Origin of the sequence: Actinomadura sp. KC06 (assembly GCF_004348735.1) — a bacterium.
Classification (GTDB): domain Bacteria; phylum Actinomycetota; class Actinomycetes; order Streptosporangiales; family Streptosporangiaceae; genus Spirillospora.
The window spans coordinates 1-26,602 of record NZ_SMKT01000036.1 but is presented as its reverse complement, the minus strand read 5'-3'; the positions used below and the strand labels follow the sequence as shown (position 1 = coordinate 26,602).

Sequence of the window (26,602 nt, the reverse complement as noted above, 5' to 3'; positions counted from 1 at the left end):
ACCGTCTCGGAGCCGATGACCCCGCCTGCGGAGACGCCAATCGAAAACGGCTCCAAAAGCGAATGTCAGAGCGAAAAATCCGAGGACTGGCCACCACCACATGCCATCAGCCCCGCTCTAATCTGCGATTCAGGAAGGCAAAGATGCACATACCGCAATTGCTGTCTTGTCCTGTCGGCACCGATGGTCAGGGGCGTGAGGATGACGTGGTCTGGTTGTTGTCGGCGTGGCTGGTCGATTGCACGTCGCCGCTGTTGGGGACGGTGTCAGGTCGGGGTGCGCCGGGGGTGATGGGGGTCCCGTCGACCTCGGCGGCGTCGGCGAGCGCTTGCGCGGCGGCTTGCGCGGCCTGCGCCGTGTCGGCGGCGGCCTGTTCGGCCAACTCGTCGGAGGAGGTCTCTCGGGTGGCCGGTGACTTGGGCAGGGCCTGAGTGAAGGCGCGGGAGACGTCTTGCAGGGCCGAAGTGACCTCGCTGGGGATCACCCAGAACGTGTTGCCAGGGCCTTGGGCGAGCTCGGGCAGCATCTGGAGGTACTGGTAGGCGAGCAGCTTGGGGTCGGGGTCGTTGCGGTGCACGGACTGGAACACCTCGTCGATGGCCCGGGACTGGCCCTCTGCCTTGAGGACCTGCGCGGTCCGGTCACCTTCGGCGCGCAGCACCACGGCCTGCTTGTCGCCCTCGGCGGTGAGGATCTGGGACTGGCGCTGGCCCTCGGCGCTCAGGATGGCGGCGCGCTTGTCCCGCTCGGCCCGCATCTGCTTTTCCATCGCGTCCTTGATGGACTGCGGAGGATCGATGGCCTTGATCTCCACCCGGTTGACCCGCAGGCCCCACTTGCCGGTGGCCTCGTCCAAAACACCTCTGAGCTGGTTGTTGATGGTGTCGCGGGAGGTGAGCGTACGTTCCAGGTCCATGGAGCCGACGACGTTGCGCAGGGTGGTGACCGTGAGCTGCTCGACGGCCTGCAGGAAGTTGGCGATCTCGTAGGCGGCCGCACGCGGGTCGGTGACCTGGAAGTACAGCACGGTGTCGATCTCCACCACCAGGTTGTCCTCGGTGATGACCGGTTGCGGCTTGAAGGAGACGACCTGTTCCCGCAGGTCGATGACCGGGTAGACCCGGTCGATGTAAGGGATGACGAAGTTGAGTCCGGGTTTCAATGTGCGGTGGTAGCGCCCGAGTCGTTCGATGTTGCGAGCGCGTGCTTGGGGCACGATGCGCACCACACGCAGCACGGTGATGCCCGCGAATACGGCGATGATCAGGCCGGCGATCAGGATGGCCGAGTTTTCCATGGTTCACTCCCGGGGGTAGATGAGTGCGGTACTGCCGCTGATCTCGATGACGTCGGCAGTCGCCCCGGCGGGAATCACCAGGGTCTGGTCATAGGCGCGGGCCGTCCATTCCTCGCCGCCGATGCGGACTCGGCCCTTGAGCCCGGTCACCTCCTGGGTGACGTAGGCGGGCTGACCGATGAGTGCGTCAATGCCGAAGCGCTGACGCTGAGGCCCACGCATGTGCCGCCGGGCGACGGGGCGGACGAGCAGGACCCCGGTCGTGGCGGCGATGGCGAAGATCAGCAGCTGAGCGGGCGCCGGGAGTCCGATCGCGGCGAACCCGGCGGTGATCAGGGCGGCGCCGCCCAGTATCCCCAGGGCGGCGGTGAGGGTGAAGAACTCGGCCACGCCCAAGACCCCCGCGATGATCAACCAGATGAGCCACTCGTCCATGGGCGCCCCTCCCGAGGAAGTGACGCGGTCCGCGATGGCGGACCACGCTCCCTCAACCCCATCCTCCTCGGGAGGACGACGTACGCATAAGGCTCGAAGGCGGCCGAGGTCATGCCGCTTTGCTTTCCGGTTCCCGGCAATGGGAGGTTCGGCGCCGTCATGGCACGGGAGCATGGCCGCGCGCTCGGCCAAGGCCGCCGACCAACCGGTGACGAGCTATGAACGACCTCGGTCACCTGGGGGCAAGTACGCTCGTCCGGCCGGCGGATAACTTTGGCCGCTCAGTCGAATGTCGGCAGCGCCTGCCTCGGCCAGTCCAGCAGGCGGGCTCCCAGCACGGCCGCCTCCAGCGTGAACCGTTGGGTCGGGTCGTCGACGTCCTGTCCGGTGAGGCGCTTGATCCGATCGAGTCGGTAGGTGACGGCGCGAACGCTGAGATGCAGGCGGCGAGCCGCGGCGGCGGTCACCCCTCCCGACGCGAAATACTCCGTGAGGGTGTCCAGCAGAGGCTCCGCGCCGCCCCGCGCCTGTTCTAGCGGGCCCAGCACGGTGGTGACCAGATCGGTGATGGCGACACGATCGCGAAGCAGCACCTGGAAGACCAGGAGGTCGGTGGCGTGCAGCACCCGGGCGTTCAGGCCGAGCGCTTCGGCCAGCTCAAGGGTTCCGCGGGCCTCCTCATAGGAGCGCACGGCACCGCCCGGTCCCGCATGGGGGCGTCCCAACCCGACGCACCAGCGGGCGTCGGCCGCTAGTGCCAGCTCCACCTGCCGGGCGAACTCAGCGAGCACATCGTCGGCAGTGCCGGAGGCGATGCAGACCAGCAGGCCGTCCTTGGCGGTGATCAGGACGTCCCGTGAGCGGAACCGCGCCAGCATGTCGGACTCCACGCGGCGGGTCAGAGCGTCACCATCTACGAAACCGCGGTCCCCACCGGCGACGGCGACGGCGAGACGGCCCGCCAGTTGAAGACCGAAGCGCTCAGCCGTTTCGGCCAGGCGTCCGAGATCACTGCGGCCATGCAGCAGGTCATCGATGAACTCGCGACGACGTGCCTCCTCCTGCCGCACCACCAGGCGCTGCGCTTCCTCATAGCCTTCGGCGAGAGCGACGATGGCGTCGTCGGCGGCCCGCATCACACTCTCGGCAACGGCCCGCACCGCACCCTCGTCGGCCCCGGCGGCGCTGGGCAGCTCGCGCCAGGTCAGCCAGTTCGCGCTGAGATACAGATCGACCAGCGCGCGCAGAGAGCAGTTCTGCTCGGCGGCGGCAGCCCCGAGGACACGCCGGGTGCCGAGCTCCTCGCCTGTCAGCCTGCGACCGGTCGCGCTCACCGCGACCAGCATCTCGATGTAGCCGTCCAGGAAGACAGCCGACTCGGCGCCGGCGTCCCTGGCGGCACGGGCGGCGATGGCGGCCGCATCCAGTTCCACAGGCTCGTGCTCAGCCATCACGACCGCTCCGCGGCGCGCCCATTCATTGCCGGGCCCTGGCAAACTGCACCCACCCAGCGTAGCCGGGTGGATGCCGTGGTACCGCACCGGACGCACGAGGGAGCCAGCCGTGGTGATGGCCTCGCCGATGGCCTGGTCGAGCGCGACCCTCGGCCGCGAACGGCGCGCGTCCCTCACCGGCCTGTGCCGCGACGTCAACCCCATCATGAGCCCCATCTCCTGCCACGCCCCCGGCAACGACGGGAAACCCCACGGCATCGGCGGAGAACCCAATTCCGGCGGCCACGTCTACCGAGGCAGACCCTTCCAATACAACCCAGGCAAATACCACTGAAGGGTGGGCGTGAGCGGCTGGCGGCCGGTGACCAGTGGATGGATTCGGGGTGCGTCTTCACCGCGGAGAACGGAGCTCCGCTGCGCGAGGAGTATCTCTCCGAGCACTTCGTGACGCTGATGAAGGCTGCCGGGCTCCCGCCGATCAGGTTCCACGATCTAAGGCACTGCGCCGCGACGCTGATGCTCGCAGCCGGGGTGGACATGAAGGTGGTTCAGGAGTCCCTGGGGCATGCGCGATACGCCTTCACCGCCGACGTTTACGCCTCGGTCGTCCCGGAAGTGGCTGCCGAGGTGGCCGAAGCGACGCCTCGATCACCCCAGGAAGCACTTCACGACGGCCTGAAGGAGGAGATGTGCTCACAACGTGCTCACGCTGTGCTCCAAGGGCATTAGCATTAACCTGGGGCCTCTTTCGTTTGCTCTATCCGAAAGAAGCCCCAGGTCAGAGGCGGAGGATCGGGGATTTGAACCCCGGATGGGCTTGCACCCAAACCGCATTAGCAGTGCGGCGCCATAGACCGGACTAGGCGAATCCTCCAGTAGCCGTGAGGCCCAGACAGGTTACCGGGTTGGCGCGCCTACCGGCAAAGTCTGGCCCGCGGGTCCCAGCAGCATAGTGCGAGACGGCGCCGCTACGCGAAGATGACGGGCCGGCGTTCCGCTCCCGGGGCCGCGGGAGCGGATCGCCGATGGTCAGCCGCCCAGCCGGAAGGCACTGAATCCGCAGGCGTCGGCCAGGTCGTTGCCGTGCCGCTGCATGGCGGCAGTGTCCGGCTGCCGGACGCCCGACATGTCGCCGGAACTCAGCTTCCGCAGCATCTCGGCCGTCTCGTCGAGGTCGCCGGCGAACGCGGTCGCGGCGGTCTCGACGTCGCCGCCGGCGTTCTGGCCCTCGGTGCGCACCTTGGCCGCCGTGTCGGAGAATTTCTGGGCCGTCGTCGAGGCGCCGCTGGGCGACGTCATCGACATGGAACCGGTGGAGAAGGTCCGCAGTTCCTTCTCGATGTTCTTGCACGCGGTCGTCTTCTTGCCGCCGGCGATGGCGTCGACCGCGCCGCAGCCCGTGGAACCGAGCAACAGGCCACCGACGGCGAGAGCGCCGACCAGCTTGGTGGCAGACATGCGCATGGGGATTCTCCTTCAGGGGGATTGGGCAGAGGACGAGCTAGACCTCACAGGTCACACTAGTCACTGGTACCACTTTGGCGTACCTTGACCACCGAGGGTTCCGTGACTCAAGTCACACTCGCGCAACGATGCGTCGGCCAACCGATTCGCGGTCGGGTCGGCGGAGCCGGTACAGTAAGCCCGGCAAGCACCCGTAGCTCAACGGATAGAGCATCTGACTACGGATCAGAAGGTTAGGGGTTCGAATCCCTTCGGGTGCGCAGCAGGTCAAAGGCCCCTTCCGATCTTCGGAGGGGGCCTTTTCGATCTTGTATGTAGCAACGCATGTAGCAACGCGCTCAGGATGCCGACCGGCGCCGCTTCTCTCGCTCCGTGGTGAGGTCGACGAGCATCCCGTCCATCACCTCGGCCGCGCCGTCCTTCACCTCGTCGAGCAGGTGCACGTAGATCTCGCTCGTCGTCGCGAGGCGGGTGTGCCGTAGGACGCCCTGGATCACCTTGAGGTCGACGCCGTCCGCGAAGAGGAACGACCCGCAGGCGTGGCGCAGGTCGTGAATGCGGCAGCGCTCGACACCAGCCGCCGCGCAGATGTCCTCCCACATGCGATTGACGTTCCGCGGTTCGAGCGCCGTCCCGATCGTCGTCGTGAAGACGAGCCCCTCGTCGACCCATAGGCGCGCGTTGCCCTGTTCAGCCTCCTGCGCGGTGCGGTGCTCGCGCAGGGCGGCCACGGCGAACGCGGGGAGCTTCATGGTCGCCTTGCTCGCCTGCGTCTTGAGCCCCTTCGCGACGAGCTTGCCCTTCCGGCGACCGGTCTTCTCGTCGACATCGCCGCGCAGGCGCTGCACGGACAGCCGCAGACGGACCGTCCCGGCGTCTAGGTCGACGTCTTCCCAGCGGAGGCCGAGTCCCTCGCCGCGACGCAGGCCGAGCGCGAGCAGCAGCAGCCAGTACGCCCACAGCCGATGATCGGCCGCCGCAGCGAGCAGGGCCCGCGCCTCATCCTTGGACAACTCTCGCGGCGGCTTGCGCTCGACGGTCGGCGCGTCGACGAGCAGGCAGACGTTCCGCTTCACGCTCTCGTCGTCAACGGCGTCGTTCAGCGCCTTCCGCAGGACGGCATGCGCGTAGGCGACCGTCCGCGTCGAGAGCCTCTCCGGTGGCGGGAGCTTCTTCTCGCCCGGGCGCAACTTCTTCCGGCGGCGGCCGCTGGGCTTCTTGGCCAGCTCCAGCAGCCACGCCCGGATGTGAGTCGTGCTGAGGTCGACCAGGCGCACCCGGCCGAGGTGGGGAACGATGTGCTTCTCGCAGGTGTCTTGGTAGGAGTCGAGCGTGCTCTGTGCGAGCTTCCCGGCCTGGACGCGCTGAGGCAGCGTCACCGGCAGCCAGACGCGCGTCAGGTAATGCTCGATGGTGTCCGTTCGCCCGGCCGTGACTGGGAGGTTGTCCTCTATCTCCCGTTCGGCCGTCTTCCGCTTCTCCAGCACCTCGTCCCGAGTGTCGCCGTACACGGGCTTGCGCTTGCCGTTCGGGAGGTAGACGGTTGCGACCCATTTCCCGTCGCTCTTGCGCTGGTACGGGCGCGCCTCGCGGTTCGCGCGTGACCGCGGCTTCCTCGTCGGCTTCTCGGTCATCCCGCCTTGCCCTTCTCTCCGGCAGGCAGGAAGCCGCGGCGCCGCGCTTCTCGAACCCAGCGGTGAACCGTGGTGACGGGCACTCCAGCCTCTTCGGCCAGAGCCTTTGCCGGCGACCGGGTGACCGCAGCCTGGTCGGCATAGGCCGCTGCTACCTGCTTGTAGAACCGATCCGGATCCTGTCCCGTGGGCCGCTGGAGCTTCTCCATCAGGCGCTGTCGACCACGCTGCGCGTGGCGGGTGCGTTTGCGCAGAGCTGGCAGCGTCAGCTCCTCGTCGGCCGCGTGATCGGTACCGCCCTGCGCCCACGAGTCGAGCGTGGCCCTATCGGCCGCCGATAGGGCGTTGATCTGCGCCTCAAGGCGGCTGATCGAGATCCCCCGGAACTGCTCGGGCTCGATCTCACCACCGTGCAAGAACAGGTCAGTGATCTTGTATCGGCCGCTCTCGGTGAGCTTCACGCGGACGTGGAGACCCTCCACGCCCTGCGGTGGCTCGACGGAGACCCAGCCGTCATCCACGAAGTACATGCGCCCACCCTAGTTAGGTCGCTGAGGTTCAGCAAGGTCCGCGCGTATGTTCACGGACTTGCGCATCACCTGCCCCGGCTGGTAGTTCTGATCCCCGAGCCGCGCAAGAGCGTGGACCTATACCCCGGAGGTGGGCTTGCCGTGGCGGAACCCCTTGCGTATCGGGCTGAGAGGGTGCCCGAGGTCTTCCCGATCGGAAGGACGACCCTCTTCGCCCTGCTGAAGACCGGCGAGATCGAGAGCTTTACCGAGGGGCGCGCGAGGTTCGTCCCGCACCAGGCACTCGTCAACTACATGCAGCGCAAGATCGCCGAGCAGCAGGGCGGGACGGCCGCCTGATGACTACCAACGAGAGCGCCCCCGGCGAGGAGACCAGGGGCGCTGAGGACGAGCGGCTGAGCGGCGGCTACGTCACGTCCGAGAGTACCCGTCACCCCTACATCGTGGCCGTGGAGATGCTCGCAGACTCCGCCGACCGTGAGCGCGCCATCTTCGAGACCGCATGGTCCGCCGGGTACGCGGCCGGGTTCGACGCCGGGACCGAGATCGGATACGACTGCGCCGAGGCGCAGATGGCCGAAGCATGGGCGCCGGTTGCCGAGAGCGTGCGCCGTCTCGGCCGCACGCTGAACCATGCCGAGCTGGAGCTGCGCCGCTGGGACGGCCGCCGCGAGGAGTTCGGCAAGCCGCGACCGGGCGACTACATGGGCGGTCCCGTGTCCTGGGACGGACGGAGGGCGTCGGCGTGAGTCATCCGCTCGACTTCGTGCCGGGGTTCGAGTCGGTGCGCCCTGGCACCCCCTCTGACATTCCTGGCCAACTTCTGGGCGAGACTCGCGCGCTGTTCCGGCGGTGGCTCGGCAACGACTACGACACCGGGGCCCTTGACGCCGTCCTGGCGACGGCGGCGGCCGAGCGCCTCCAGGGTGACCCGTGCTGGCTGCTGGTGGTGTCCGGGTCGGGCGCGGCCAAGACCGAGACCGTGATGCCGCTGCAGGGTGCCGGGGCGGTCATCGTGTCGACGATCAGCGGAGAGGCCGCCCTGCTGTCGGGCACGTCCGAGAAGGAGCGCAGCAAGGACGCGACCGGCGGTCTATTGCGCAAGGTCGGACCGCGCGGACTGCTGGTCATCAAGGACGTCACCTCGATCATCTCGATGCACCGCGATACCCGCGCGTCGGTCATGGCCGCACTGCGCGAGGTCTACGACGGGCGATGGGACCGCGACATCGGCGCCGACGGCGGCAAGACCCTCACGTGGAAGGGCCGTCTGGTCGTCATCGGTGCCGTGACCACGGCGTGGGACTCGGCGCACTCGGTGATCAGTGCCATGGGTGACCGGTTCGTCCTGGTGCGGGTCGACTCCGCAGAGAGCCGGGGTCGCCGCGCCGCCGGCCTCCAGGCCCTGCGCAACACGGGCCATGAGGTCACGATGCGCGAGCAGTTGTCGGGCTGCGTCGGTCGACTGCTCGACGCTGTCGAGCGAGACACCGATGTCGACCTGTCGGAGATGGAGATGCTCGCGCTGCTCGATCTGGCCGACATCGTGACCCTGGCCCGTACGGCGGTGGAACGCGACTACGCGGGCAACGTCGTCCAGGCCCACGCCCCGGAGGCGCCGACCCGGTTCACCAAGCAACTCGGTCAGATCGTCCGGGGCGGCGTCGCGCTGGGCATGGGGCGCGCTGAGGCGCTCGGCGTCGCCGTCCGGTGCGCCGGAGACTCCATGCCGCCGCTGAGGCTGCGCGTCCTGGTCGACGTCGCTGCGCACTCCGACACTCCGACAAAGGATGTGGTGAAGCGGCTCCAGCTCCCGCGCAAGACCGTGGACCGGGTGCTGCAGGAGTTGCACCTGCTCGGCCTGCTCACCGTGGACGAGATCGAGTACGGCCAGGACCGCGTCAGGTGGATCTACAGCCTGGCCGATTCGATCAGCCGTCCTGCCGTCGAGAAGTTGGCCAGGAATGTCACACCCCCCGCTAGGAACGGAGACGGATCATGACCAAGAACACGCCGACCCCCGAATGCCCCGACCTGTTCCCGCACGTGAGCATCCTGTACGCGCCCGGCTCCCCGCTCGACGGCGAGGTCGTGATGAGCCCGCGCGTCATGGGCCTGCTGATGGCGCCGAGCGTCGAGGAGTTCCGGGAGTTCTGGGACCAGAACGCCGAGCGGGTCAAGGACGGCATCCTCGCCGGACGGCTGGAGTTCCCGCAGCACTGGCAGCGCTGGGCCCGTCGCCGGTCCAACGAGCTGCAGGCGACCTACGACTCGACGAACGTCGTGGACATCCTGCGCGGCCTGCACCGCGACTACGGCCTCCTGCCGACCGGCGGTGAGGTGTGACCCGCGCGCAGGTGTTGAGCCTGCTCGACAAGGTGACGCGCCCCGCGGTCGTCGATCTCCTTCGGGAGGCGCAGACGACCCTCTGGGAGCTGGAGGCCGAGGAGGGCAGCGAAGCGGCCGAGGTGCTCGACGCCGTCGAGAGCCTCCTCTCTGAGGCGCTCGACGAGCTGGAGCGTGATGCGGCATGAGCGACGAGCTACGCGCCGCACTCGGCCGCCTGCGGCCGGAGGAGCGCCAGGTGCTCGCCGTCCGCTGGGCGGAGAACGGGCAGAAGTGGGCGGAGACGTCGCCGCAGCTCGGCCGGGTGTGGGTCGTCCTGGCCGACCTGGTGGCCGACGTCGATCGCATGGAGCGCGTACGCGCCGCCGGTCTCGCGGGCGCCGTGGACGAACGGCCGGTCATCCGGCCTGAGGGACGGGGACGGCGATGAACCGGGACGACCTCCAGGCCCTGGCGTGCGAAGACTGCCCCGCCGTGGTGCACGTGAGCCGCGGGCAGGGGCTCAGCGGGCCCGTGCGCGTCGTCGTGGTCGAGCATGAGGCATCGTGCCCGTGGCTGACGCGCGTCGCCCCGGACGGCGCCACGGTGCCCGGGGCGCTCGGCGTGCTGACGCATCGGGCGCGGCGGGACGACGAGGGCGGACTGTCGTGACCCTCCGCTACCCTGGTGATGCGGGACGCTCGGACGCCGGTCTTCACGACCACCTCCGGGCGACCGCCCCTCATCCCCTCCGCCAGCGGCGGACGGACGCAGCACGACCGGCAGGCCAGCGGCCCTAAGCCCGGCACGGCGCATCACCTCTGACCGACCGTGCCCTGGGAGGGCCCACATGTCTGACCTGACCGTTGACGAGCTCGCCGCGATGCTGACCACCCCTGCCGCGTGCGTCGGGCGGATGCAGGAGATCAAGACCGAGACCGACCGCCTCAAGAACTTCGGCAAGCTGACCGGCGCGCAGGAGATCCGGACGAGTCAGCTACTGGAGGAGTTCGCCGCCGTCGACAAGCGGCGCCGGGAGCTGGAGCGCGAGGAGCAGCTCGACAAGGTCCGCGCGGCCGCCGGCGGAGGTGCCGTCGAGCACGGGACGCCGTTCGGCTCGTACCGGCCGAGCGTGGGCGGCACCGAGCGGGACAACGCGATGCGCGTTCTGGACGGCCTCACGCGCTCCGGAGAGCTGCCGGACTACGGCGCGGAGCGCGTCGAGCGGCTCATGACGAACGGGGCCCGCCACGAGCAGGGCGTTACCGCGCAGTGGACGACGGCGACCGGCGACCCGGCCTATCTGCGGGCGTTCGCCAAGCTGTGCGCCGACCCGGAGCGCGGGCACATGGAGTGGGACGAGCAGGAGCGCGGCGCGTATCAGCGCGTGCGCGAGGTGCAGGGCCTCATGCGCTCGATGAGCCTCACCGACAACGCCGGTGGGTACATGGTGCCGCTGACGCTCGACCCGGCGATCCTGCTGACCAACAACGGCAGCATCAACCCGCTGCGGCAGATCTCCCGCACCGTCCAGACCGCGACCGACACCTGGAACGGCGTCACCTCCGCCGGAGTGACCGCGGAGTGGACGGCGGAGGGCGCCGAGGTCGCGGACGCATCCCCGACGCTCGGGCAGCCGTCCATCCCCGTGCACAAGGGCGACGCGTACGTCGAGTACTCGTTCGAGGTCGGCATGGACGCCATGAACTTCCTGGCCGAGCTGCAGGGCCTCCTGGTGGACGCGGCCGATCAGCTCAACGCCACGGCCTACACGACCGGCACGGGCTCGGGACAGCCCACGGGCATCATCACGGCACTGGACGGGACCTCATCCGAGGTCGCCCCGGCGACCCCCGAGACCCTCGCCTCCGGGGACGTCTACGCCGTCCAGAACGCCCTGGGGCCCCGTTGGCAGGCTCGCGCGCAGTGGTGCGCCAACCTCGCCATCATCAACACCCTGGCGCAGATGGAGACCACGGCGGGCGCACTCAAGTTCCCCGGCCTCCAGGCCACACCGCCCACCCTCCTGCGCAAGCCGCTCAGCGAGCTGTCCAACATGGACGGCACGTTCAGCACCTCGGCCACGGCGGACAACTTCCTGCTGCTCTACGGCGACTTCCAGCAGTTCATCATCGTCGATCGAATCGGAGCACAGCTAGAGTTCCTGCCGATGGTGATCGGCGCCAACCGCCGTCCGACCGGCAAGCGCGGCGCGCTGCTGTGGTGGCGTACGGGCAGTGACGTGGTCGTGGACGGAGCTTTTAAGGTCCTCAACATCGCCACGACTGCGTGACGTGAGCACCGTGCGGCCGAGGTGTTCCCCTCTCCTCCATCTCGGCCGCACGGTCACGCGTCCCATGTCCTGCCGATGGGGACGGGGGACGCACCCGAGCCGCACACCTTCGCGGCGACGCGCGACCCCAAAGCAGTCAACAAAAGTGTGTGGCCGGGGCGGGGGGCGGCGGCTGGCCGTACGTTCCCGCAGGTCGCCGCGACCCCAAGTACAGTCACCGTCTCCCTCCGTTACGACGGAGCGGGTCTACCGCCACCGGAGGCACGCATGGCCACCTTGAGCACGAAGGTTCCGACCCAGCTCGCGGACGCGTTCGAGCAGATGGCGGAGGAGTCCGGCCGCTCGACGTCGGCCGCGCTGCGTGAGCTGGTCGAGATGGCCGTCCGGTGCCGCCGCATGGAGGTGCTCGACCCGGAGGTCGGGCCGCCGGTCGGCTGGGTGTTCATGCAGGAGCCGGACGACTGAGAGCCCTTACGCTGCGTGACCGGTCCCAGATGTGGGAACCGTACATCCTGCGAGAACCCTGGCTTTGGGGTCACGGCGGCCGGGTTCGTCGTGCGGCTCGCCACCGCCCCCGCCACCCTCTGTGACAACCCCCTGACCTGCACAAACAGACCACACCCCCGAGAGCCTGCGCGGGCTTGCTCGGGGGTGTGGCGTGGGGGCCGCGACCCTGGGACCCGCATCGGGCTTCCCTCCCAGGGTCGCGGCGTCTTAGGGCCGGTCGTCCGCGGCGACCTGACGCGCGACCCACGCCGCCGCGTTCGGCACACCGTCCGGCGGCGTGATCGAGCGGACACCGGCGCCGGGGATCCGGCAGCGCCACGACCCGTCCGGCTGCGGGACCAGCGTCCCGGCGATCCACTCGTCGTCGCCGAGCAGGAACCACATGCCCTTGTCCTCGACGAGCCGGTACGCGCCGACCTTCACCTCAGACATTGATCCCGCTTCCCGGTCCGTTCGTGCGCTACTGGCGGCCGGGCTCGGCCATGCGCGCGGCGAGTTCCTCGGCCGCCTCGCGGAACTCGGTGACCATCCGGGCCGTGACGCACAGCCAGAACAGGTCTCGCCAGTCGGTGTGCTCCAGTCGTAGGTCGTGGTCGCGCTGATGGACGGCGAGCCATCCACGGTCGGTCTCGTACACGTCGAAGTGCGCTATCTGTCGCTCGGCCGCATCCACGCGGCGTGCCTCGTCCATGTCCGGGGTCCCTCCGGTGTCGCTGAACGTGATGCCTACCGTACAGAAGTTGTAACTTGTTGTCAGTAGTTAGCCATTGTCGCAGGTCACCTAGTGTTTGGATCATGACGGTTGACCTCGACGGCCCCGATCCGCTCTGGCAGCAGATCGCCGGCGTCCTGCGCAGCCGCATCGAGAGCGGGACGTATCCGCCGAACCGCCGCATCCCGAGCGAAGAGGCGTTGTGCGAGGAGTTCGGCGTCGCTCGACCGACCGTCCGCCGCGCCATCTCGACGCTGCGCGCTGAGGGCCGTCTCCGCGCGGTCCGCGGCCGGGGTACGTTCGTCATCGAGCAGGCCGGAGACGGCGAGTAAGGGCGCTCAGATTGTGAGCACCCCCCGTCCGCACGGGCCGCACGTCCGTCACTTTGCGGATCTGAGCAAAGTGATGCCTGTCCCCCCGTCCGCACGGGCCGCACGGCGATGACGCTTCGTCCAAGTTGGACGAAGCGCCTGTCCCCCCGTCCGCACGGGCCGCACCCTCTGCGACGTGCGAGAACCCCGCCGATACCTGACCGGCGGGGTTCTGTCGGAGGGCTGTGCTACGACCGGCGCTCCAGCCGCTCGATCTCCTCGCACGTGTCGAGCATCCTGCCCGCGAGGGCGAGCACCTCGCGCACGTTCGTCTCGGCGCGCCGGAGCAGGTCGGCGTCTCCGGCCTCCAGCGCCTCACCCAGGACGCACACGGCGTCGGATGCGGCCTTGATGGCGTCGCGCATCTCCGCGCGGTCATCGAGGGCCTGGGCGCGCTCGGCGACCTCGGCGAGCTGTCCGGCGAACTGCTGCAGCCAACGGACTCCCGCTGGCTCTCCGTCGGGCCATGTCCCCGGCACGGTCGCGGTCGGCTGCTCGTCGTTGGTCTGGTCGGTAGGCTTTGTGTTCACGGCGGAGGTCCCTTCCGTCGAGGCCCCGGCCAGCGGCGCAATCGCTGGGTCGGGGCCGACCTCTTTTGCGGGTATTGTCCCCGCTCATCCGGCGTTTGCGGATATCCACAAGCTACGCCGGGTGAAGACAAGTAGCAAGAGGTCAGGCATCATTTGCGGATATCCACCTGTGCGAGGGAAGTGCATCATGGGCGATGACCGCCACAAGAAGGAGTCGCTGGGCGGCGTTCGCGTCCCGGCCGAGCGGAAGCGGCAGGCTCAGGAGAAGGCCGCCAAGGAGGGCAAGACGCTCACGGAGATCGTTGACAATTGCTTGGAGAAGTACATCAAGAAGGGGTAGGCCCCGGCATTCCATGTAGCAACGCGTGTAGCAACGCGCCGAGGTTCGCTAGGGTCCAGTCAGGTGCACGTAGGTGCATTCTCGCAGGTCACGAACTTGCGCGTACCTCCGCGAACCTAGTGCCTAGGGCTACGGATCAGAAGGTTAGGGGTTCGAATCCCTTCGGGTGCGCCACCTCAGAGGCCCTTTCCGATCATGGAAGGGGCCTTTGGTTTGCCCTCTTGGCCTGCCAACTCGTTGTCCTTGCAGATGTCGATGCCCTGACGTGTCCCGGCTCCGCCTCGGCTGGGCGCCGCGGGCTCGGCCGGTGCCCTCGGACGGTCTGTTGGTGGGGGATTCGCGGACCTTTCATCTTCTGGTCTGTGGTCAGATGCTCTATCCGCGGGGCGGTTAGTGGGGGAATGTTAGGCGGACGGTTGTTCCCCTGGACGGTTCTGAGAGGAGTTCGGCGCGTCCGCCGTGGGCGGCGGCTATGGCGGCGACGATGGGGAGGCCCAGGCCGGCTCCGGGGGAGTTCTGGTCGGTGCGGTGGAAGCGTTCGAAGGCGCGGGCGGCGTCTTCGGGGGGCATGCCCGGTCCTTGGTCGGTCACTTCGATCAGGCCCGGTGCCAGGCGGATCGTCGCGGGTGTGCCGGGGGGTGTGTGGGTTCTGACGTTGGCCAGGAGGTTTGCCAGGACCTGGCGGATGCGGGGTTCGTCGACGTGGGCGATGAGGGAGTCGGGGGCGGCCAGGGTGACGGGGTGGTCGGGGTCCGCGGCCGTCGCGTCCGCTATGGCGTCTCGGGCCAGGGGGACCAGGTCGGTCGGGGACGGGGTCAGGGACGCCTCGCGGTCCAGGCGGGCCAGTTCCAGCAGGTCGGTGACCAGTCTGTTCATGCGGCCGGCCTCGTCCTCGATGCGGCGCATGGCGTCGGGGAGCTCGTCGGGGCCGAGGGCGCCGTGCCGGTACAGCTCCGCGTAGCCCTGGATGGTCGTCAGCGGTGTGCGCAGTTCGTGCGAGGCGTCGGCGGCGAACTCGCGGACGCGGGACTCGGAGCGGCTCCGGGCCCAGAACGCCTGCTCGATCCGTTCCAGCATCACGTTGATCGCGGCGGCGAGCCGGGCGGTCTCGGTGCGGGAGCCCGGGCCGGGCATGCGGGCGCGCAGGTCGCCGGCGGCGGTGATGGCGTGCGCGGTGGCGGCCATCCGGTCGAGCGGCAGCAGGCCGCGGCCGATCAGGCGGCGGCCGAGGACGATCAGGACGGCGAGCAGGAGCGACGCCGTGGCGATCTCCGAGAGGACGAGGTTGCGGACGGCCGAATGGATCTCGTTGAGCGGCGAGGCGACGACGAGTATGCCGTTCCGCCAGGGGCGTGCGACGGCGCGGAGGCCGGGGAGGGAGAACGGTTCCAGGGTGCGGGCGCGCGTTGACAGTTCGGCCTGGCCGAGTTTCTCGATCTCGGCGACGGCGCGGGCGGGGGACGGCTGGTCGCCGCTCAGGACGCTGACGCGTCCGGCCCGGCCGATGGCCAGGACCACGAACTGGGCCGGGGCGACGCCCTGTTCCGGCAGGCCGGGGCGCAGGAGGCGGGACACGGCGCGGTCGCGGGTGCCCTGGAGCTGCTCGTCCACCCGGTGCATCAGGTAGCCGCGCAGGACGAGCGCGCTCACCAGGCCCATGATCGCCAGCCCGGTGAAGGTGACGGCGAGCAGGCCGGTGAGCAGCCGGGCGTTGAGCGTCATGGCCGCAGCGCGTAGCCCACGCCGCGCTGGGTGTGGATGAGCGGCGTGCCGAGCGGGTCGAGCTTGCGCCGCAGGTAGCTGATGTAGGTCTCGACGACCTGCGGGTTTCCGTGGTCCCAGCCCCACACGCCCGCGAGGAGCTGCGTCCGCGACAGCACCATGCCCGCGTTCCGCATCAGGTAGGCGAGGAGGCGGAACTCGGTCGGCGAGAGGTCCACGTCGACGCCGCCGCGCCGGACCCGCCAGTGCGCCTCGTCCAGTTCGAGGTCGGCGACGCGCAGGACACCGGTGTCGGACGGCGCAGGCGAGGCGGGCGGCGGCGCGGCCCGGCGCAGGACGGCCCGCACGCGTGCGATCAGCGCCTCGATCGAGAACGGCTTGGTGACATAGTCGTCGCCGCCGAGTGTCAGCCCCGTGACCGTGTCGGACGGGGTGTCGCGCGCCGTCAGGAAGATCACCGGGACCTGGTCGCCGCCCGCGCGGAGCCGCCGGCACACGTCGAAACCGTCCAGGTCGGGGAGCATGACGTCCAGGAGGACCAGGTCGGGACGCTCCTCGCCCGCCGCGCGCAGCGCCTCCTCGCCGGTGCCCGCGAGGACGGTCGCGAAGCCGTGGAAGCGCAGCGCGACGTCGATCAGGTCGCGGATGTTGGCCTCGTCGTCCACGACGAGCACCCGCCCGTTCTCGCTCATCGGCTCCCGCAGATCGTGCCGTACGCCCTGGTCGTCGCTCCGACCGTACCCGTCCTAGCGGGGCTTGGGGACGCGGACGATCCGTGCGTTGCGGGTGTCTCCGGAGCGTTCGCCTGCCACCAGGACCTGGTCGCCGGCGGCGAGCGACGTGAGCGCGGACTTCTCGCCGTTCTTGCTGACGCGGGTGTTCGCGTTGGCCGTCCACGTCCAGGAGGCGCCGTCGTCGCTGCGGACGGTGAGGGTCGTGGCCGAGAGAGCGGTGATCTTGCCGCGCTGCCAGGTCGCGAGGTGGAACCCGTCCTTGCGGCGGACGGTGGCCTCGCCGTGGACGCCGCGGAAGGGGCGGACGTGCCGGTGGGGGTGCCGCTTGCCCGGGTGGCCCTTGCCGTCGCGCCATTTCTGGCCTTGGGGGCCATCGCCTTGGTACGTCTTCGTCCCCGACTTGGACGGCGACGGTGACGGGTCTGCGGCGGCCGCGGGGACGGCTATGTAGAGGCCGAGTCCGAGGAGACCGGCGGCGCCGACCCCGGCCGCGATCGTCTTGCGGTTGGTTCGCATGGGGCCATTCAATCGGTGGTGACTGGTAGAAGTCTGTGCGGAATTCTGGGAGATCCCTGGGAATCTCCTCCACGGGTCATCTCAGGGCGTCGAGCATGGTGGTGATCAGGCGGACGGCCTGGTCGCGGGCCTGGGACGGGTCTTCGGCGTCCGCGACGGACAGGGCGAGCTCGGTCAGCGCGCCGTAGAAGGCGGCGGTGGTGAGCGCGAGCGGATGCGGGCCGTCGTCGCCGAGCAGCGCGGTCAGGCGGTCGGTGAGGACGGCGCCGAGGTGGCGCTGGTCGAGTTCGCGCCAGCGCCGCCAGCCGAGCGCGATCGGGCCCTGGAGAAGGACGATCTCGCGGTAGTCGGGGTCGGAGCAGATCTCCAGGAAGGCGCGGATGCCTTCGGCGGCCTGGTCCTCGGGGGCGTCCGCGCGGGCCATCGCGGTGGTGATCCGGGTGGCGGCCTGGGCTTCGAGGTCCTCGAAGACGGCCTCGAACAGGCCCTGCTTGCCGGCGAAATGGTGGTAGAGGGCGCCGCGCGTGAGGCCGGCGGCGCGGACGAGCTCTTCGGCCGAGACATCGGTGAAGCCGCGTTCCGCGAAGAACCGGCGGCCGGCGTCGAGGAGGGCGGCGCGGGTGCTCTCCACATACTGGGCGCGCCGGGCCTTGACCTGCTCCATGCGGCATGTATAACACATACAAGGCGTATGTCAGATGCGTCCTGCATGCGGGGGAGGGGACATGGTCGACGTCGCGATCGTGGGGGCGGGCGTGGCCGGGTTGGTCGCCGCGCGCGACCTCGTCCGGGACGGGCGGGACGTGGTCGTCCTGGAGGCGCGCGACCGGGTCGGTGGGCGGCTGCTGAACGGCGAGCTGCCCGGCGGCGAGCCGATCGAGGTCGGCGGCCAGTGGGTCGGGCCTGGTCAGGACCCGGTGCTCGACCTGATCGGCGAGCTCGGGCTGTCCACGTACCCGACCTACGACGAGGGGCGGCGCATCGCCGAGATCGGCAGGACGCGCGGCGAGTACACGGGCCGCGTCCCGCGCCTCTCCCCCGTCACGCTCGCCGACGTCGCGCAGGGACAGTGGCGCATCGACCGCCTGATACGCGAAATTCCGGTGGACGCGCCGTGGACCGCCCCGCACGCTGCCCGCCTGGACGGCCAGACCTTCGAGACCTGGATCCGGCGGAACCTGCACACCGCCGGGGGACGCGCCTTCATGCGCCTGATCACCCAGGCGGTGTTCTCCGCCGAGGCCGGGGACCTGTCGGCGCTGTGGGCCGCGTTCTACGTCGCGTCCGCGGGCGGGCTGGACCCGCTGATCGAGACGACCGGCGGCGCGCAGCAGGACCGGGTCTCCGGCGGCTCGCAGCGCATCGCGCTGGCACTGGCCGCCGAACTGGGGGACCGCGTCGTGCTGGACGCGCCGGTCAGGGAGATCGAGTGGACGGACGACGCCGTCCGGCTCCGCATGCCCGGCCGTGCGGAGGTGCGGGCGCGGCGGGCGATCATCGCCGTCCCGCCGCCGCTGGCGGGACGGATCCGCTACACGCCCGGGCTGCCCGGTGACCGGGATCAGCTCGTCCAGCGCATGCCGATGGGACGCGTCATCAAGGTCAACGTCGTGTACGACGAGCCGTTCTGGCGCCGGGACGGGTTCAGCGGCCAGGTGACCAGTGACCGGCGTCCGTTCGGCATCACGTTCGACAACACGCCGGAGAGCGGCTCGCCCGGTGTGCTGGTCGGCTTCCTGGAAGGACGGCACGCGGACATCGCAGCCCGCCTGACCGCCGAAGAACGCCGCGCCCAGGTCGTCGCCGACCTCGCCGCGTACTTCGGGCTGCGCGCCAAGGAGCCCGTCGCGTACATCGAACGGGACTGGGCCGCCGAGGAGTACTCGCGCGGCTGCTACGGCGCGTTCGCCACACCCATGACCCTGACCCGCTTCGGCCCGTCCCTGCGCCGCCCCGTGGGCCCCCTGCACTGGGCCGGTACCGAGACGGCGACCAGATGGGCGGGCTACATCGACGGCGCCGTCGAATCAGGCCACCGCGCCGCCCGCGAAACCACCCGGCTTTAGTCGGTGGGGGTGGCGAGGGTTTGCAGGACCTCGTCGCCGTATTTGGCGAGTTTGTTTTCGCCTACGCCGTTGATGCGGCCCAGCTCGGTGAGGGATGTCGGGACGGCGGTGGCGATTTCGCGGAGGGTGGCGTCGTGGAAGATGACGTAGGCGGGGACGCCCTGCTCCTTCGCGGTGGCGGCGCGCCAGGCGCGGAGGCGCTCGAAGATCGGCGCCGCTTCGGCGGGCAGCTCGACCGGGGCCTTGCGTTCCTTGGCGGTCTTGGCCGCCTTGGTGGCGGGACGTTCTGGTTCGCGGCGCATCATGACCTGGCGCTGGCCGCGCAGCACCTCGGCGCTCGCGTCGGTCTGGAGGAGGGTGCCGTGGTCGCTCTCGACGGCGATCAGGCCCTGCGCGAGGAGCTGCCGGACCACCCCGCGCCATTCGGCCTCGCGCAGCTCGGCGCCGACGCCGAACGACTTGAGGGAGTCGTGGTCGAACTGGATGACCTTCGCGCTCTTCTTGCCGAGCAGGATGTCGATGATGTGCCCGGCGCCGAACTTCTGGCGCCGTTCCCGGTCGAGCCGGACGATGACGGACAGGACCTTCTGCGCGGGGACGGTCGCGTCCCACGATTCGGGCGGTGTCAGGCACGTGTCGCAGTTTCCGCACGGTTCGGCCGACTGGCTGAAGTAGTTCAGGAGCTGGACGCGGCGGCATTCGACGGTTTCGCAGAGCGCGAGCATCGAGTCGAGGTGGGTGGCCTGGCGGCGGCGGAACGCGGCGTCGCCCTCACCGCCGTCGATCATCTTGCGCAGGTTGACGACGTCCTGGAGGCCGTAGGCGAGCCAGGCGGTGGAGGGGAGGCCGTCGCGTCCGGCGCGTCCCGTCTCCTGGTAGTAGCCCTCGACCGACTTGGGCAGGTCGAGGTGGGCGACGAAGCGGACGTCGGGTTTGTCGATGCCCATGCCGAACGCGATGGTCGCGACGATGACCAGGCCGTCCTCGCGGAGGAAGCGCGACTGGTTGGCGGCGCGCGTCTGCGCGTCCAGGCCGGCGTGGTACGGGAGGGCCTCGATGCCGTTCTCGGTGAGGAACGCGGCGTGCTTCTCCACGGAATTGCGTGAGAGGCAGTAGACGATGCCCGCGTCGCCCTTGTGCTCGGTCTGGAGGAGGCGCAGGAGCTGGCGTTTCGCGTCGGTCTTCGGCTCGATCCGGTACTGGATGTTCGGGCGGTCGAAGCTGGCGATGAAGTGGCGCGCTTGTTCGAGCCGGAGGCGGGACGCGATCTCGGCGCGGGTGGCGTCGGTGGCGGTCGCGGTGAGGGCGATGCGCGGGACGTGCGGCCAGCGTTCGTGCAGGCCGGACAGCGTCAGGTAGTCGGGACGGAAGTCGTGCCCCCACTGCGACACGCAGTGCGCCTCGTCGATCGCGAACAGGGACACGTCGGCCCGGTCGAGCAGATCGATGGTCGCGGGGAGGCGGAGGCGCTCGGGCGCCAGGTAGAGCAGGTCGAGCTCGCCCGCGACGAACTGCGCCTCGACGACCCGGCGCTCGTCGAGGTCCTGCGTGGAGTTGAGGAATCCGGCCTGGACGCCGAGCGTGCGGAGGGCGTCCACCTGGTCCTGCATGAGGGCGATGAGCGGGGAGACGACGACCCCGGTGCCCTTCCGGACCAGCGCCGGGATCTGGTAGCACAGCGACTTCCCGCCGCCCGTCGGCATGAGGACGAGCGCGTCCCCGCCGCCGACCACATGCTCGATGATGTCCCGCTGGCCGTCCCGGAACGCGTCGTACCCGAACACGCGCCGCAGGACGTCGAGGGTCTCCGGGCTCTCGGGGGAAGTCATCGGCCCATACTATGAGCCGCCGCCGACACCGTCCCGGGAACTCCTACCTGTGGATAACCTCCACCAGCTCGGGGGTGATTTCGTCTAGGTCGTCCGCTATGTGGGCCGCCAGGGCGAGCGCGTCGGCGGCGGGCGGGTGCGCCGGACGGGGGACGGCGATCACCGTCATCTCCGCGGCGTGGGCCGAGCGGAGGCCGTTGGCGGAGTCCTCGATGGCCACGCAGCTCCGGGCGGGCACGTCCAGCTGCGCGGCCACGGTGAGGTACCCGTCCGGCGCCGGTTTGCCCCGGTCGACCTCCTCGGTGGACACGGTGGCGTGGAACAGCCCGTCCACCCTGAGCTGGCCGAGCACCAGGTCGATGAGGGCCCGCGGGGACGAACTGGACAGCCCGAGCGGACGGTACTCCGCCATCCGCCGGACCGCGGCCTCCGCTCCCGGCAGCAGCGGCAACCCGTCCTGGTACCGCTGGGACATCCGGTCGACCACCTCGTAGGCGACGTCCTCGGACGTGACGCCGTCGACGAGGTCGTTCGCGATGTACGCGGCCCATTCCAGGGTGCTCATGCCCATGAGGCGTTCCTGCGTGTCGGGCAGCCAGCGTCCGCCGTGCTCGGCGACGTACGCGCGCCGCACGTCCTCCCACACGGGTTCGGAGTCGATCAGGACGCCGTCCAGGTCGAACACGATGGCCTGCACGGGCATGGTCCCCTCCGCGATCCGTCTCGGTGCGCACCCGTCCGTCTCGGTGCGCGTCGCCGCGATCACTACCCGATGCGACCGGGACGGAACCGTGCGCATTGGAACGGACTAACCTGCTCTGACATGGATTAATCCGGGCGAATACGACATGGTCCAGTTTCGGTCTGGCATGGTGGAATCTCTCCGCCCCCTCCGGAGTCAACGCGCAGAGGAGAGCTGCCCATGGTGTTCCTCGGTTTTCTGCTGGTCGCGGCCGCCATCGCCATCGTCGTCGGGGTCGTCCTCGACAACACCGAGCCCGCGAACCTGATCGTCTTCGGCCAGACCGTGCCCGGTGTGAACGAGCAATGGCAGATCTTCCTCGCCGGCGCGGGCGTGGCCGTCGTGTTCTTCACCGGCATGATGCTCACCTTCATCGGCGCGGGACGCCGCGTGCGAAACCGCCGCGATCTGCGCGACCTTCGCGAGGAGCACGAGGAGTCGCTGACCACGCTGGAGATGGAGAAGCGGCGCCTGCAGCGGGAACTCGCGCGCGTCCGGCAGAACCCCGGCGCCCGTCCCGGCCCCGGGCAGGCCCCGGTTCCGCCGTCCGGTCCGGGCGGCCATGTGGGCGGGCACCGGCGGTCTGCGCGACGGGAAACGGCCTCCGCCGTCCAGGGGACCCATATCGCTGGACGTTCGCAGATCCCGGCCAGTTCCCCGTTCTTCGACCGTCAGGACTGACCCGTCCGGCGAATCTCCTGGCAGAGACGAGCGAGTCGTTCTGGATGATGAGCAGGGCGTTCGCGCTAATCGCCGCGCAGAGGGATGACGGGTCCGGTTCGCGCCGACCAGGATCGTAGTGTGCGGATTCTTCTCAAGGTGGGCATCACCGCGGTCGCCCTGTGGGTCGCCACGGTGCTGATCGGCGGCATCTCGGTCGACGGCGACACGGGCGCTCGCCGCGCCCTCACGCTCGTCGCCGTGGCCGCCATCTTCGGCCTGGTCAACACCTTCATCAAACCGGTCATCAAGACGCTCGGCTGCGCCTTCTACGTGCTCACGCTCGGCCTGATCGGCCTCGTTGTGAACGCCCTGCTGCTCTGGCTCACCAGCGAGCTCGCAGGGGAGCTCGACCTGCCGTTCCACGTCGACGGCTTCTGGCCGGCCTTCTGGGGCGCCATCGTCGTCGGCGTGGTCGGCTGGCTGCTCCACCTTGTCGTCCCCGAGAAGCACGAGAGGCACGAGAGGTCCAGGAAGGACGACAAGAAGAGGGACTGACCCGTCAGCGCACGTCCACGAGATGTGGAGCGGCGCTCGCGGCGCGCTCGAACGGGCCGGCCTCCAGCCTCCCGGCGGGCGCGTCGGCGTATTCGCGGTAGTCCGGTGGACGGACGCCCGGCGCGCTCACGAGGATCCAGCGACGCGTCCGGACGGCGCCGATGAGGAACTCCGCGTCCGTGAGCGCCCCCGCGTCCGCGACGATCAGCGCGTCGAACTCCTCGTCGCGGGCGGTGAGGCCGACCCCGGTGGGCGTCCCGACGACGAGGTCGGCGGTGCGGAGCAGGACGTCGCCCTCCGCTGTCCGCCGGCCGTTCGTGTAGGCGGTGAGCTGCTCGATGCGGGCCATCGCGCGGCGCTGGTGGGCGGGAACGGCGTCCGGGTTCTCGGCGGGATCCGAGCCGCAGATCTCCAGGACGTTCTCCCGCGACCGCGCCTCCGTCGTCTCCGCCGTCTCCAGATCGGCCTCCCGGGCGGACAGTTCCGCCGCGGCCTCGGTGATGTGGCGTTCGAGCGCCGCCTGCGTGTCCGCCGCCCGGGCCGCGGCGGCCTCCGCGTCCGACCGGGCCTGCCGCGCCGCCGCCAGGGCCTCCTCGCGGGCCGTCCGGGCGGCGTTCACCCGCTGCTCGATGGCCTGCGCGGCCTGCTGCGCGGCGTGCGCGCGCCTGCCCTCCTGGTTCGCCTTCTCCACCGCCGCCGACGCCAGCCGCGCCTGCTCCTGGTGCTCGCGGCCCGCGGTCTCCCGCTCCGTCGCCAGCCAGGTCAGCTCCGTCCCGAGCCGCTCCTGCGCTTCCTGCGCCTGCTGCAGCCGCGCCCCGCCCTCTGACACGAACGACGCCAGCCCCCGCCGCACCCGCTCCGCGTGCTCGGCCGCCTCCTTGGCGTCCCGTGCCCGCTTCGCCGCCTCGTCGGCCTCGCGCGTCCGGGCCTTGACCTCGGCGCGCACGCTCCGCAGCTCGGACGGCGGCGACGCGACGTGCAGCCGCTGCCCGAGCGTCATCTTCCGGCGTACCGCCGACAGCGCCGACTCCGCCGAAACCAGCCGGTAGTACGCGGCGTGCCCTTCGGCCGCCGCGTCCGCGTCCGCGGCCGTCAGCCGGTGCGCTTCCTCTGCCGCCCCTGGGAGCGCCTCCCGTGCGCGTGCCAGCTCGTCCGTGAGCGATGCCTCTGCTTGCCGTGCGCCCTGCAATTCGGCCTGCGCCGTCTTGGCGCGTTCGTCGAGCTGGACGCAGCGCGCGTAAGAGGCGTCGGCCGTCCGGGTCACCGCGTTCGCCTCGGCTGCGGCCTCGTCCGCGATCGTCCGCAGCCGCTCCGCCTCCGCGCGGGGACCGGCCAGCTCCGCCTCCGCCTCCTCCTGGACGGCGGTGAGCCGCTCCGCCTCTGCCTCCGCCCGGGCCGCCGCCTGCTCGGCGGTTTCCGCGATGTGCCGCGACTCCTCGATCGTGCCGGTCAGGGCCGCCCGCTCCGCGTCCAGCGCCTCGCGACGACGCAGGTTCTCGGCCTGGACGGCCTGCAGCGCCGCGGAGTCCCTCGGCCACTGCTCCAGCCACATCAGCCCGCGCCGCAGCAGCCGCGCCTCCGTCTCCCACGACAGCCGCCACGCCTCCCCCACCGGCCGCAACGCCGCCGACCGCACCCGCGTCTCCGGCGCCGACGGCCCTTCCACCGGGACGATCGGCTCCCCTTCGGGCGCTGCGGGAAGCGGCTCAGCCCGTGTCGCCCCTGCCTCCGCTTCCACTGCGGCGGTGTCGCTTGCCTCGGTTTCGGTCGCGATCTCAGGTTCGGACGGTCCGGTCAGGGGCTTGAACTCGACCGTCCCGTTGGATCCGTGCTCCCGCACCGGCGACGGCTCGGGGATCGCCTCGTCGTCCACCGGCGGCAGGGCCTGCGTCTCCACCGAACGAGCCTCCGCCGTCGCCGGCTGCGTCTCGATCATCAGGGAGAACACCTCGGGATCGTCCTCCAGGCGCCGCAGCAGCTCGGCGGCCCGCTCCGGCGTGGGCGCGACCAGCAGCGCCCGCCCGTCCGCCGCGGTCAGCTCCTTGACGCACGCGTGGACGACGTCGTCACCGTCCTCCGCCTGGACGAGCCGGAGCAGCTCCGTCTCCTCCAGCGTTCCAGGCGCGACGAGGAACCGGGCCATGACCTCCCAATCGCCTGTGATCCGCTCTTCGCGCAACGCCCGCAAGGCCGCGATATGCGGCGTCCAGCCGACCGGAGGAACGTCCTCGGGCACCTCTTTCAGGCGCGCGTCGAGTTGCTCGTAGTACGCGGTCAGCGACCCGTATACGTCTTCGACCAGGTCACGTCCGCCCCAGCCGTCCTCGGGGAGCTTCGTCCCGAGCGGCGGCGTCTCTCCGATCTCCGGCAGCGGCATCGTCCCGAACCCCGCCCGAGGATCCAGCAGCGCCTCGTCGTCGGTGGCCGCGTCCGTCACGTCGTCATCAGCGGCCGGCAGATCGGGCGCCGTCTCCGCGTCGGTGGTCGTCTCGTCGCGCAGATCCGAGTCGGCGACATCGGGGAGCGGTTCCTCGGTGGCCTCCGGTTCGGTGACGGAGGCGTCGTCGGTGGTCGGCAGGCCGGGGGCCGTGTCCTCGCGCAGCTCCGCGTCGGCAGCGTCGGAGGGCGGTTCTTCGACGGCCCCCGATTCGGCGACCCGCACGTCTTCGTCCGGTTCGTCCGGAGACGTGTCGGACGGGTCGTCGGGCAAGGGGAAGGTGACGGTCGGGATTTCGGACTCGGGGACGTAGGCGGGCGCAGGCTGCCCATGCTCGGAGGTCTCCGGGCTCTCGCCCTCGGGCCCGTTGCTTCCTGTGGGTTGCTTCACCAACGTCATCCCGTCCCAGTTCGACCGCCCGGGGCCGTATTTTCCCCTTCTGCCCGGGACTAACGTCTCACAGGTGAGCGATCACCGGTGGCCCGCCAGCACGGCGTGATGATCTTCACCGTCGCGGGCCTGCGGGTCCGGGTGGACGAGTGCGCCGGACAGGCGGGGCAGCGCGTGCAGCAGGCTGTGCTCGGCCTCGACCGCGATCTGATGCGCGCGGACGACGCTGGACGCTGGGTCGACGACGACAGCGCACTCGGCGCGGAGCCGGTGACCGGTCCAGCGGAGCCGGACATCACCCACCGCCAGGACACCCGGTGTCGACGAGAGAGCGGCCTCGGCACGGTCGACCAGGGCGGGGTCGACGGCGTCCATGAGACGGCGCCAGACCTCGCGGGCCGTCTGCCACAGGACGGTCAGGATCGCGAGGGTGATCAGCAGTCCAACGACGGGGTCGGCCCACGGCGCGCCCAACGCGATACCAGCGGCGCCCAGAAGAACAGCGAGGGATGCGAATCCATCGGTACGGGCGTGCATGCCGTCCGCGACAAGGGCGGCGGATCCGATCCGCCGTCCGACACGCATGCGGTACCGCGCGACCAGCTCATTGCCCACGAACCCGATGAGCGCGGCGCCCGCCACGGCGGCCACGTGATCCACAGGCTGTGGATGAGCGAGGCGCTGGACGGCCGCGTACCCGGCGGCCGCCGCGGACGCCGCGATGGCCAGGACGATGACCACCCCGGCCAGGTCCTCGGCGCGTCCGTACCCGTAGGTGTAGCGGCGGGTCGGCGGACGCCTGCCGAGGACGAACGCGATACCCAGCGGAACGGCGGTGAGCGCGTCGGCCGCGTTGTGGAGCGTGTCGCCGAGCAACGCCACCGACCCGGTGAACACGACCACCACCGCCTGAAGGGCGGTGGTCGCGCCCAGTCCCACGAGGGAGATCCACAGCGCACGCATCCCCTGCGCGCTCGCTTCCATCGCCGAGTCCACCTTGTCGCCCGCCTCATGCGAATGAGGCCGCAGCACATGAAGCACCCGCCCCACAAACCC

At 70.2% G+C, this 26,602-nt stretch carries 33 protein-coding genes and 2 tRNA genes; 17 read left to right on the top strand and 18 right to left on the bottom strand.

Going from position 1 to position 26,602, the window contains the following annotated elements:
- Positions 1-187: 187 nt before the first annotated feature.
- The 3 genes from E1287_RS14285 to E1287_RS14275 all read right to left on the bottom strand — a co-directional run bounded on the left by E1287_RS14285 (position 188) and on the right by E1287_RS14275 (position 3,183).
- Entirely contained in the window at positions 188-1,297 is a 1,110-nt protein-coding gene (locus tag E1287_RS14285) for an SPFH domain-containing protein (RefSeq protein ID WP_131965404.1), read from the bottom strand.
- 3 nt (positions 1,298-1,300) lie between these two features.
- Entirely contained in the window at positions 1,301-1,732 is a 432-nt protein-coding gene (locus E1287_RS14280) for an NfeD family protein (RefSeq protein ID WP_131965403.1), read from the bottom strand.
- Between the two features lie 281 nt (positions 1,733-2,013).
- Positions 2,014-3,183 carry a helix-turn-helix domain-containing protein gene (locus E1287_RS14275; protein WP_131965402.1) on the bottom strand — a complete coding sequence of 390 codons (1,170 nt, stop codon included), beginning with the start codon at positions 3,181-3,183 and terminating at the stop codon, positions 2,014-2,016.
- Between the two features lie 112 nt (positions 3,184-3,295).
- Here E1287_RS14275 and E1287_RS14270 point away from each other — a divergent pair, with 112 nt between their 5' ends.
- Together E1287_RS14270 and E1287_RS14265 are read left to right on the top strand one after the other, a co-directional pair.
- Complete coding sequence (locus E1287_RS14270; RefSeq protein WP_131965401.1) at positions 3,296-3,520, top strand: hypothetical protein; 225 nt, start codon at positions 3,296-3,298, stop codon at positions 3,518-3,520.
- A gap of 38 nt (positions 3,521-3,558) precedes the next feature.
- On the top strand, positions 3,559-3,915 hold the full coding sequence (locus E1287_RS14265) for a tyrosine-type recombinase/integrase (protein WP_131965400.1): 357 nt from the start codon (positions 3,559-3,561) through the stop codon (positions 3,913-3,915).
- Between the two features lie 56 nt (positions 3,916-3,971).
- Here E1287_RS14265 and E1287_RS14260 read toward each other — a convergent pair.
- Together E1287_RS14260 and E1287_RS43705 are read right to left on the bottom strand one after the other, a co-directional pair.
- Positions 3,972-4,060, bottom strand: a tRNA-Ser gene (locus E1287_RS14260).
- Between the two features lie 155 nt (positions 4,061-4,215).
- A complete protein-coding gene (locus E1287_RS43705) occupies positions 4,216-4,650 on the bottom strand; it encodes a hypothetical protein (protein ID WP_165968999.1) in 435 nt (144 codons plus the stop codon).
- 187 nt (positions 4,651-4,837) lie between these two features.
- Here E1287_RS43705 and E1287_RS14250 point away from each other — a divergent pair.
- Positions 4,838-4,910, top strand: a tRNA-Arg gene (locus E1287_RS14250).
- Between the two features lie 78 nt (positions 4,911-4,988).
- Here E1287_RS14250 and E1287_RS14245 read toward each other — a convergent pair.
- Together E1287_RS14245 and E1287_RS14240 are read right to left on the bottom strand one after the other, a co-directional pair.
- Complete coding sequence (locus E1287_RS14245; protein WP_131965399.1) at positions 4,989-6,284, bottom strand: tyrosine-type recombinase/integrase; 1,296 nt, start codon at positions 6,282-6,284, stop codon at positions 4,989-4,991.
- Entirely contained in the window at positions 6,281-6,814 is a 534-nt protein-coding gene (locus E1287_RS14240; RefSeq protein ID WP_131965398.1) for a hypothetical protein, read from the bottom strand. Before E1287_RS14240 ends, E1287_RS14245 begins: the two co-directional genes overlap by 4 nt.
- 141 nt (positions 6,815-6,955) lie before the next feature.
- Between E1287_RS14240 and E1287_RS14235 the strand changes: the two genes are divergently transcribed.
- The 9 genes from E1287_RS14235 (at position 6,956) to E1287_RS43700 (ending at position 11,897) form a co-directional block, all read left to right on the top strand.
- Positions 6,956-7,153 (top strand): hypothetical protein, encoded by a 198-nt coding sequence (locus E1287_RS14235; RefSeq protein WP_207934211.1) that lies wholly within the window; start codon positions 6,956-6,958, stop codon positions 7,151-7,153.
- Entirely contained in the window at positions 7,153-7,563 is a 411-nt protein-coding gene (locus E1287_RS14230; protein ID WP_131965397.1) for a hypothetical protein, read from the top strand. Before E1287_RS14235 ends, E1287_RS14230 begins: the two co-directional genes overlap by 1 nt.
- Complete coding sequence (locus E1287_RS14225; RefSeq protein WP_131965396.1) at positions 7,560-8,816, top strand: ArsR family transcriptional regulator; 1,257 nt, start codon at positions 7,560-7,562, stop codon at positions 8,814-8,816. Before E1287_RS14230 ends, E1287_RS14225 begins: the two co-directional genes overlap by 4 nt.
- Positions 8,813-9,160 carry a hypothetical protein gene (locus tag E1287_RS14220; RefSeq protein ID WP_131965395.1) on the top strand — a complete coding sequence of 116 codons (348 nt, stop codon included), beginning with the start codon at positions 8,813-8,815 and terminating at the stop codon, positions 9,158-9,160. Before E1287_RS14225 ends, E1287_RS14220 begins: the two co-directional genes overlap by 4 nt.
- A complete protein-coding gene (locus E1287_RS14215) occupies positions 9,157-9,348 on the top strand; it encodes a hypothetical protein (RefSeq protein ID WP_131965394.1) in 192 nt (63 codons plus the stop codon). Before E1287_RS14220 ends, E1287_RS14215 begins: the two co-directional genes overlap by 4 nt.
- Positions 9,345-9,590, top strand: coding sequence for a hypothetical protein (locus E1287_RS14210; protein WP_131965393.1), 246 nt, complete (start codon positions 9,345-9,347; stop codon positions 9,588-9,590). Before E1287_RS14215 ends, E1287_RS14210 begins: the two co-directional genes overlap by 4 nt.
- The gene (locus E1287_RS14205) at positions 9,587-9,811 is read left to right on the top strand and encodes a hypothetical protein (RefSeq protein WP_131965392.1); all 225 of its coding nucleotides are present in this window, start codon (positions 9,587-9,589) and stop codon (positions 9,809-9,811) included. Before E1287_RS14210 ends, E1287_RS14205 begins: the two co-directional genes overlap by 4 nt.
- Positions 9,812-9,989: 178 nt before the next feature.
- Entirely contained in the window at positions 9,990-11,432 is a 1,443-nt protein-coding gene (locus tag E1287_RS14200; RefSeq protein WP_207934210.1) for a phage major capsid protein, read from the top strand.
- Between the two features lie 267 nt (positions 11,433-11,699).
- The gene (locus tag E1287_RS43700) at positions 11,700-11,897 is read left to right on the top strand and encodes a ribbon-helix-helix domain-containing protein (protein ID WP_165968998.1); all 198 of its coding nucleotides are present in this window, start codon (positions 11,700-11,702) and stop codon (positions 11,895-11,897) included.
- 249 nt (positions 11,898-12,146) lie between these two features.
- Here E1287_RS43700 and E1287_RS14190 read toward each other — a convergent pair whose 3' ends face one another.
- Together E1287_RS14190 and E1287_RS14185 are read right to left on the bottom strand one after the other, a co-directional pair.
- Positions 12,147-12,371, bottom strand: a complete 225-nt coding sequence (locus tag E1287_RS14190) for a hypothetical protein (RefSeq protein ID WP_131965390.1) — start codon at positions 12,369-12,371, stop codon at positions 12,147-12,149.
- A 28-nt stretch (positions 12,372-12,399) separates the two neighbouring features.
- Complete coding sequence (locus E1287_RS14185) at positions 12,400-12,630, bottom strand: hypothetical protein (protein ID WP_131965389.1); 231 nt, start codon at positions 12,628-12,630, stop codon at positions 12,400-12,402.
- Between the two features lie 104 nt (positions 12,631-12,734).
- Between E1287_RS14185 and E1287_RS14180 the strand changes: the two genes are divergently transcribed.
- Positions 12,735-12,983 (top strand): GntR family transcriptional regulator, encoded by a 249-nt coding sequence (locus E1287_RS14180; RefSeq protein ID WP_131965388.1) that lies wholly within the window; start codon positions 12,735-12,737, stop codon positions 12,981-12,983.
- A 227-nt stretch (positions 12,984-13,210) separates the two neighbouring features.
- Here the strand turns inward: E1287_RS14180 and E1287_RS14175 are convergent, their stop codons facing one another.
- Complete coding sequence (locus tag E1287_RS14175; RefSeq protein WP_131965387.1) at positions 13,211-13,552, bottom strand: hypothetical protein; 342 nt, start codon at positions 13,550-13,552, stop codon at positions 13,211-13,213.
- A 187-nt stretch (positions 13,553-13,739) separates the two neighbouring features.
- Between E1287_RS14175 and E1287_RS43695 the strand changes: the two genes are divergently transcribed.
- Entirely contained in the window at positions 13,740-13,892 is a 153-nt protein-coding gene (locus tag E1287_RS43695) for a hypothetical protein (RefSeq protein WP_165968997.1), read from the top strand.
- Positions 13,893-14,282: 390 nt separating this feature from the next.
- Here E1287_RS43695 and E1287_RS14170 read toward each other — a convergent pair whose 3' ends face one another.
- The 4 genes from E1287_RS14170 to E1287_RS14155 form a co-directional block, all read right to left on the bottom strand.
- Positions 14,283-15,614: a HAMP domain-containing sensor histidine kinase gene (locus E1287_RS14170; RefSeq protein WP_131965386.1), complete on the bottom strand. Its 1,332-nt coding sequence runs from the start codon at positions 15,612-15,614 to the stop codon at positions 14,283-14,285.
- Entirely contained in the window at positions 15,611-16,306 is a 696-nt protein-coding gene (locus E1287_RS14165) for a response regulator transcription factor (RefSeq protein ID WP_131965385.1), read from the bottom strand. The genes E1287_RS14170 and E1287_RS14165 overlap by 4 nt, the downstream gene beginning before the upstream one ends.
- Positions 16,307-16,360: 54 nt before the next feature.
- Positions 16,361-16,864: a DUF5666 domain-containing protein gene (locus tag E1287_RS14160; protein ID WP_131965384.1), complete on the bottom strand. Its 504-nt coding sequence runs from the start codon at positions 16,862-16,864 to the stop codon at positions 16,361-16,363.
- 76 nt (positions 16,865-16,940) lie between these two features.
- Positions 16,941-17,528: a TetR/AcrR family transcriptional regulator gene (locus E1287_RS14155; protein ID WP_131965383.1), complete on the bottom strand. Its 588-nt coding sequence runs from the start codon at positions 17,526-17,528 to the stop codon at positions 16,941-16,943.
- A 61-nt stretch (positions 17,529-17,589) separates the two neighbouring features.
- On the opposite strand from E1287_RS14155, the gene E1287_RS14150 reads away from it, so the two are divergent.
- Positions 17,590-18,930, top strand: coding sequence for a flavin monoamine oxidase family protein (locus tag E1287_RS14150; RefSeq protein ID WP_131965382.1), 1,341 nt, complete (start codon positions 17,590-17,592; stop codon positions 18,928-18,930).
- Here E1287_RS14150 and recQ read toward each other — a convergent pair.
- Both recQ and E1287_RS14140 read right to left on the bottom strand, forming a co-directional pair.
- Complete coding sequence (gene recQ, locus E1287_RS14145) at positions 18,927-20,759, bottom strand: DNA helicase RecQ (RefSeq protein ID WP_131965381.1); 1,833 nt, start codon at positions 20,757-20,759, stop codon at positions 18,927-18,929. The two genes, E1287_RS14150 and recQ, sit on opposite strands and share 4 nt — an antisense overlap.
- Positions 20,760-20,802: 43 nt before the next feature.
- Positions 20,803-21,462 carry an HAD family phosphatase gene (locus E1287_RS14140; RefSeq protein WP_131965380.1) on the bottom strand — a complete coding sequence of 220 codons (660 nt, stop codon included), beginning with the start codon at positions 21,460-21,462 and terminating at the stop codon, positions 20,803-20,805.
- A 219-nt stretch (positions 21,463-21,681) separates the two neighbouring features.
- Here E1287_RS14140 and E1287_RS14135 point away from each other — a divergent pair, with 219 nt between their 5' ends.
- Both E1287_RS14135 and E1287_RS14130 read left to right on the top strand, forming a co-directional pair.
- Positions 21,682-22,182 carry a hypothetical protein gene (locus E1287_RS14135; RefSeq protein ID WP_207934209.1) on the top strand — a complete coding sequence of 167 codons (501 nt, stop codon included), beginning with the start codon at positions 21,682-21,684 and terminating at the stop codon, positions 22,180-22,182.
- Positions 22,183-22,302: 120 nt separating this feature from the next.
- Entirely contained in the window at positions 22,303-22,719 is a 417-nt protein-coding gene (locus E1287_RS14130) for a phage holin family protein (RefSeq protein ID WP_131965379.1), read from the top strand.
- Positions 22,720-22,723: 4 nt separating this feature from the next.
- Here the strand turns inward: E1287_RS14130 and E1287_RS43690 are convergent, their stop codons facing one another.
- Both E1287_RS43690 and E1287_RS14115 read right to left on the bottom strand, forming a co-directional pair.
- Positions 22,724-25,546 (bottom strand): hypothetical protein, encoded by a 2,823-nt coding sequence (locus E1287_RS43690; protein ID WP_165968996.1) that lies wholly within the window; start codon positions 25,544-25,546, stop codon positions 22,724-22,726.
- Positions 25,547-25,627: 81 nt separating this feature from the next.
- A partial coding sequence (locus E1287_RS14115; RefSeq protein WP_347813970.1) for a cation diffusion facilitator family transporter occupies positions 25,628-26,602 on the bottom strand: 975 nt, incomplete at its 5' end.